Origin of the sequence: Bacteroides sp. MSK.20.12 (genome assembly GCF_019052435.1) — a bacterium.
In the GTDB taxonomy this organism is placed as follows: Bacteria; Bacteroidota; Bacteroidia; order Bacteroidales; family Bacteroidaceae; genus Bacteroides; species Bacteroides xylanisolvens.
The window spans coordinates 201,613-208,003 of record NZ_JAHQVH010000005.1; the positions used below are offsets into that span (position 1 = coordinate 201,613).

Genomic DNA, 6,391 nt, shown 5'->3' on the forward strand with positions numbered 1-6,391 from the left:
CATATGTCATTCAGGAAGCCTTACAGACATAAAAAAAAGCACCCCGAAAAGATTTCCGGGATGCCTGGACATTGCGGTATCAGATATATTTCCGCCAGTCGTCAGACGGCTCATTTCCATCCTTGACTTTAAGAGGTTTGGGATTGCCGTCCTCGTCAAGATACTTTTCTATCAGTTCCTCAACAATCGCGGAATTCTCCATATTGGAAAGGAACACGTCAATCAGGCTGGTCTGCCGGATGGAAAAAAGGACACGGGCTGCCTGTACGGCTTTTTCTTCATCAGCATCCTTCTGATGTGCCAGATATTCGCCGAGTACTTCCATGTCCCTGCTGGAAAGGACCGGTGATACGGATTCCACTTTGGGAGACTCCGCATCAAGGTCTTCCTGGACTTCCTGCAGGAGTTTCATCTTTTCCAATTGAAGATTGCACTCCACATCTTCCTGCTGCACGTCCTCCTCTTCACCGATAAAATTCCTTTCAAGAGGCTGGCTCATGAAAGGAGCAGCAGTCTTTCCGGCATTCTCGTCAAGATAGACATAACGGGTATTTCCCATCACTTCTGCATCTGGAGCCGCGGATTCCGTTCCGCCGGTTTCTTTCCTTTCCTTCTTTACGCAAGGTCTGGCATAAAGCAGGGTACAGATGGCTCCGATACGTTTTTTCCAGCCATAAACACGGAACAGCAAATAGCCTATACAGGCAATACGTACACACAGGTATATCAGTTCTTCCATAAAGAATCCTTATAAAGAAAGCGTTCAAGTTCATCCTTCAGCAATTCTCCGTGGCGTTTCAAATGTTCCTCTACGATATTGCTCACATAGACTGAAACACTCATGCCGGGAGCCATAAACGGGATAAGGCGGCTTGCCTTGTCATACAGATAGCCACGGATACGTATCTGCCGACCGTTCCCGACGGGAACATCGTTCAGATAGACACGGCAGTATTCGGGAAAGCGGTTCGCTATTCCTATTTTCTCTTTCAATTCCCTGACCTGTTCTTTCAGTGAGCAAATCCTTTTGGACAGCACATAAACACAAAACAGCAGAATGCCGCATACCAATACGGCAACAGTCAATAAAATCCACATCATTTTCAGAATGTTTTTGGGGTTTTGCGGCGAAACAGCTCGCCAAGCTCTTCACTGTAAGTCTCAAGATGGTGTGCCAGCACATTATCCAAAAAAGCGGGCACACTCATGTCATCACTCAGAAGGGGAAGGATACGCGCCAGCCTGCAATACATGTCATAGCTGATATAGGTCTGCTTTCTGTGTACGGACTTCTTTCTGTCCAGAAACAGTTCCTTATACATTTCCACCTTCTCTTCCAGTCCGGGATCGGCGCGAATCGTCTTGCGGGACTTTTCCTGTCCCTGTGTCTTTACTTCCGGCACATTTTTTTCCTTTTCTGTGACAGGAAGAACATTCTCGCCGACATCTGCTCCAGATTTACCACAGGAAATGGATTCACTGGCCATCATGTCCTTCAAGGCATCCTCATCCACCTTGAATATCTCTCTTTTCTTTGCCATAGTTCTTATCCCGGAAATATGATACGTTCCATCTCCTGGGCAAAAGCCTCAAGACGGCTGTCTTTCAGTAGTGATTCGGAAGGAGGAAGAAGGGTGCAGCGGAAATGCTGTCTGGAAGAAGGTGTCATTTCCTTGTTGAAGCGTTCAAGATCCGGAAGTACGGTTTCAAAGACCTTCAACCCCATACGGAGCACTATTGCATTATACATTACATACAATTCCTTGGAAGTACGGCTGTCCATACGGTTCCAGAATAAACGTATGTCCTTCAGGGGAGCTTCCGGATGCTGTCCGATAAAATCCTGAACGGTCGATACAAAGGAAAGGCTGCTCTGCATGACCATACGGTCCTTTACAATGGGAGTAAAGATAAAATCCATGTTCATGACGGACTCAAATACACCACGGGAGTTCACCGTTCCGGGAAGATCGAAGAATATCAGGTCATAGTCGCCTTCCAGTTTGCCGGGAATCTCTGCGGCTGCCTCCGGCGTGGAAGTGACGATCGGATAGGCCTTACGGGAACCGTCTTCAAACTGACGGCAGAAAAGTCGCTGGTGATACTCGCTTTTCTCAAGGTTCTTCAAATCCCTTCCCCTCAGTTTTTCCAGACTGAACTGGGGATAGTCACAGTCAACGACAGCAACTTTCAGACCTCTTACATAATTAAAATAACTGGCAAGAACCGCTGTTACCGTGGACTTGCCCACACCGCCTTTCTGATTGCTGAAGGCGACAAGAATCGGACGTTTGTTCATACCTCTTGTTTTTGGGGTTAATATTCACTTTTTTCTTTCACTAATCCAACAATGGCATTACGCTATTGTGATACCGGCATAACCGTTTAAGGACATGCTGCAATAATCCTGTGCATATATACATTGTAATATTATTGCACTATTATGTTGCCATATTATTATGTCCTTATGTTATTGCACTATTATGTTGCCATGTTATTGTGTCCTTATGTTATTACACTATTATGTTGCCATGTTATTATGTCCTTATGTTATTGCCCTATTATGTTATTATGTCCTTATGTTATTACACTATTATGTTGCCATGTTATTGTGTCCTTATGTTATTGCCCTATTATGTTGTTATGTTATTATGTCCTTATGTTATTGCCCTATTATGTTATTGCAATATTGCACGCTTAAACCGCGTCAAAAATAAGGTCTTTCAGGCATACAGGTAATATGTAGCCTGCACCATGACATCAGATGTCATCAGATGTCTTTATATGTCATACAATCCACTATTTCACAACTGTTTACACGGTCATAATTTTGCAAAGTCAGAACCGATAGACGGCTTGGAACATCTTCCGACGGACAGCAGTACTCCGCTCACGTCGCGCAGCAATCCGCCGGAGGTGGATTCTCTGTTCAAACGAACAGAGCAAGTTGTGTTTTTGTACGACAGAAATTATTCTGCCATACAAAAACCAACTTGCCCTCCCTAACGGTCGGGGGATTTTCCTCCAAAGTCGGAAAATCTGACGGAGAAAGCAAAACAACCCAAAAGCAGAAAAGCATGGAGAAAAAACAGGCAAGAAGGACAGGCAGAAAACCGAAGACTGATCCGGCGGACTACAAGTACAATTTCCGTCTGAACGCACAGGAGAAAAGCAGATTTGAGAAACTGTTTCTGGAATCCGGAGCAAGGGACAGGACAATCTTTATCAAGAAATCAATCTTTTCAGAACAGCTGAAGGTAATCAAGGTGGACAAGGTTTCCATGGACTATTACATCCGGCTCGGGGAATTTTACAGACAATTCCAGGCAATAGGCAACAATTACAATCAGGTCGTAAGGGCCGTACAGAAAAACTTCGGGGAAAAAAGGGCGATGTCCCTGCTTTACAAACTTGAAAAGGCTACCCTGGAACTGATACTGCTCAACAAGCAGATTATGGCATTAACCAAAGAATATGAAAAGAAATGGTTGCAAAGATAAGTCACGGGGCAAGCCTTTACGGAGCACTGTCCTATAACCATGAAAAGGTTTTTCAAGGTACGGCGGAAATCCTGTCAGGACACCGGATGATTTCCGACCGCCCGGGACTGCCGAGCGGGGACATGCGTCTGGCTCTCCTTTCATTTGAAAACCATCTGACGGCAAACAGGAGGACGGACAAACCGGTCCTGCATATCGCCCTAAGTCCGGCACCGGAAGACAGGCTGGACAATGACAGGCTGGCGGAACTGGCAGAGAAATACATGCAGAAAATGGGATACGGTGACCAGCCGTTCATCGTGTACAGACATGGCGATACCTGCAACACGCACGTACATATCGTGAGTGTATGTATTGACGATGAAGGAAGAAAAATCAATGACTCCTATGAGCACCGCCGTTCCATGACTGCCTGCCGGGAACTGGAACAGGAATTCGGACTGCGTAACAGTGCGGATGCGGAAAGACGGAATCCGAAAGCGGAACTGAAAAAGGTCGATGCCTCACAGGGGGATATACGCCATCAGATAGGAAACACACTGAAGGCCGTACTGGAAAGCTACCGTTTCCAGACTTTCGGAGAGTATTCCGCACTGCTTTCCACACTGAACATTGAAGCCCGACAGGTTCGGGGCGATTACATGGGAACACCCTATACGGGTATCATCTATTCGGCTACAGACGACAGCGGTAAAGTGGTCAGCCCTCCGATAAAAAGTGCAAGGTTCGGCAAGCGTTTCGGAAATACGGGACTGTCCGAACGTATGTTACGGCATACACAGGACTTCAAGGAAGGCAGATGGGCTCCTGCCATATCCGGCAAGGTAGTATGGGCCATGCGTAACGCAAAATCTGAACAGGAATTCAGGGAACTGCTGAAACAGGAGCACATTGATGTGGTATTCCGAAGGAACGATACCGGACGTATCTATGGCGTCACATTCATAGACCATGAACGACGCGAGGCGTTCAACGGTTCACGTATGGGAAAGGAGTTTTCTGCCAACGTATTCAACGATCTTGTCTGCTGGTGGGAAGGAATACCCTGGCAGGAGAGACAACAGTCCGGTCCGGAGGAACTTTGGAAACGATACGGTCATCGTATGGAAGAAGGCAGTGCGCTTGAACAGGCGGCAGGCATATTCTCCTTTGAGGCAAATCCGGCAGTCGATTACGAGGAAGAAGCGTTCCGTCGCCGCATGAAACGGAAAAAGAAACCACAGAAGCGCAAATCACGCGGTATCTGATCAATCAAAATGAGTCAACAACAGGGGGAACAACGGATTCCCCCACAATCATCTACATCATTATGCAACAGGAAGACGATTTGAGAGCCCTTGCCAAGATTATGGAATTCGGCAGGGCAGTCAGTATTTTTATTCTGGTAGTCCACGTTTATGTGTACTGCTATCCCAGTATGAGTGCCTGGCATCTGAATCTGGATGTCATAGACCGGATACTGATGAACTTTGACAGGACAACCGGTATATTCGGCTGTATCCTTTGGACAAAACTGATGGCAGTTCTTCTGCTGGCCATATCCTGTATGGGTACTATCGGAGTCAAGGGTGAGAAAATAACCTGGCAGCGTATATGGGCGGTACTTACTGCCGGAGCTGTTCTTTTTTTCATGAACTGGTGGCTGCTGGAACTGCCTTTTCCGCACGAAGCTATTACTGCCTTGTATGTAGTAACTCTCGCAGCCGGTTATCTATGCCTGCTCATGGCGGGACTGTGGATCAGCAGGCTTTACAGGCATAACCTGATGGAGGACGTGTTCAATATGGAAAACGAATCCTTCATGCAGGAGACAAGGCTGATGGAGAATGAATATTCTGTCAATCTGCCTACCAGATTCCAGTATGGCGGCAAGCTCAACGACGGATGGATCAACGTAGTCAATCCTTTCCGTGCGACCATCGTATTGGGAACACCGGGTTCAGGTAAATCCTATGCAGTGGTAAACAACTACATCAAACAGATGATTTCCAAAGGTTTTAGTACCTATATATATGATTATAAATTTGATGACCTTTCCACCATTGCCTACAACACCTTGTTGCACAATATGGACAAATACAAGATAAAGCCGCATTTCTACGTCATCAACTTCGATGATCCGCACCGTTCACACCGCTGCAATCCCATCAATCCGGAGTTCATGACGGACATCTCTGACGCATACGAAGCAAGCTATACCATTATGCTCAACTTAAACCGCACCTGGATTGAAAAGCAGGGTGATTTCTTTGTAGAGTCCCCGATTATCCTGCTGGCAGCCATTATATGGTATCTCAAAATATTCAAAGGCGGTATCTACTGCACGTTCCCTCATGCCGTGGAACTGCTGAACAAGCCTTACTCAGATTTGTTTACCATATTGACTTCCTATCCGGAACTGGAGAACTACCTTTCTCCTTTCATGGATGCATGGAAAGGCGGGGCACAGGATCAGCTCCAGGGCCAGATAGCTTCAGCGAAAATTCCGCTTACCAGAATGATTTCTCCACAGTTGTACTGGGTCATGACAGGTAATGATTTTTCTCTGGACATTAATAATCCGAAGGAGCCTAAAATCCTTTGTGTAGGCAATAATCCGGACCGACAGAACATCTATTCCGCTGCACTCGGACTGTATAATTCCAGAATCGTCAAGCTGATAAACAAGAAAGGACAGCTTAAAAGCACGGTCATTATAGATGAGCTTCCAACCATCTATTTCCGAGGACTGGACAACCTGATTGCAACGGCACGTTCCAACAAAGTGGCAGTCTGTCTGGGATTTCAGGACTTCAGCCAGCTTAACCGTGACTACGGTGAAAAGGAAAGCAAGGTAGTGCGCCCATAAGGGCATATAATAATTATCTCTGTGGCAGGAGATTAGGTAAGTG

6 protein-coding genes and 1 pseudogene are annotated in these 6,391 nt (G+C 46.2%); 3 read left to right on the forward strand and 4 right to left on the reverse strand.

Features of this window, described 5'->3' with window-relative positions:
* Positions 1–79 precede the first annotated feature (79 nt).
* From KTR06_RS04910 to KTR06_RS04925, 4 genes are read right to left on the reverse strand one after another with little or no spacing between them, the layout of a single operon-like run.
* Positions 80–739 carry a DUF4122 family protein gene (locus KTR06_RS04910; protein WP_217290014.1) on the reverse strand — a complete coding sequence of 220 codons (660 nt, stop codon included), beginning with the start codon at positions 737–739 and terminating at the stop codon, positions 80–82.
* Positions 727–1,101 (reverse strand): DUF3408 domain-containing protein, encoded by a 375-nt coding sequence (locus KTR06_RS04915; RefSeq protein ID WP_004326324.1) that lies wholly within the window; start codon positions 1,099–1,101, stop codon positions 727–729. The genes KTR06_RS04910 and KTR06_RS04915 overlap by 13 nt, the downstream gene beginning before the upstream one ends.
* A 2-nt stretch (positions 1,102–1,103) precedes the next feature.
* On the reverse strand, positions 1,104–1,541 hold the full coding sequence (locus tag KTR06_RS04920; RefSeq protein WP_004326325.1) for a DUF3408 domain-containing protein: 438 nt from the start codon (positions 1,539–1,541) through the stop codon (positions 1,104–1,106).
* 5 nt (positions 1,542–1,546) lie between these two features.
* Positions 1,547–2,299: a ParA family protein gene (locus tag KTR06_RS04925; protein ID WP_004326326.1), complete on the reverse strand. Its 753-nt coding sequence runs from the start codon at positions 2,297–2,299 to the stop codon at positions 1,547–1,549.
* A 778-nt stretch (positions 2,300–3,077) separates the two neighbouring features.
* Here KTR06_RS04925 and mobA point away from each other — a divergent pair.
* The 3 genes and pseudogenes from mobA to KTR06_RS04940 form a co-directional block, all read left to right on the forward strand.
* Positions 3,078–3,500 (forward strand): conjugal transfer protein MobA, encoded by a 423-nt coding sequence (gene mobA / locus KTR06_RS04930; RefSeq protein WP_005784646.1) that lies wholly within the window; start codon positions 3,078–3,080, stop codon positions 3,498–3,500.
* Positions 3,485–4,747 (forward strand): conjugal transfer protein MobB, encoded by a 1,263-nt coding sequence (mobB, locus tag KTR06_RS04935; protein WP_004326329.1) that lies wholly within the window; start codon positions 3,485–3,487, stop codon positions 4,745–4,747. The genes mobA and mobB overlap by 16 nt, the downstream gene beginning before the upstream one ends.
* Before the next feature lie 62 nt (positions 4,748–4,809).
* Positions 4,810–6,342 (forward strand): annotated as a pseudogene (locus KTR06_RS04940) (YWFCY domain-containing protein); the annotation flags it as partial.
* Positions 6,343–6,391 lie beyond the last annotated feature (49 nt).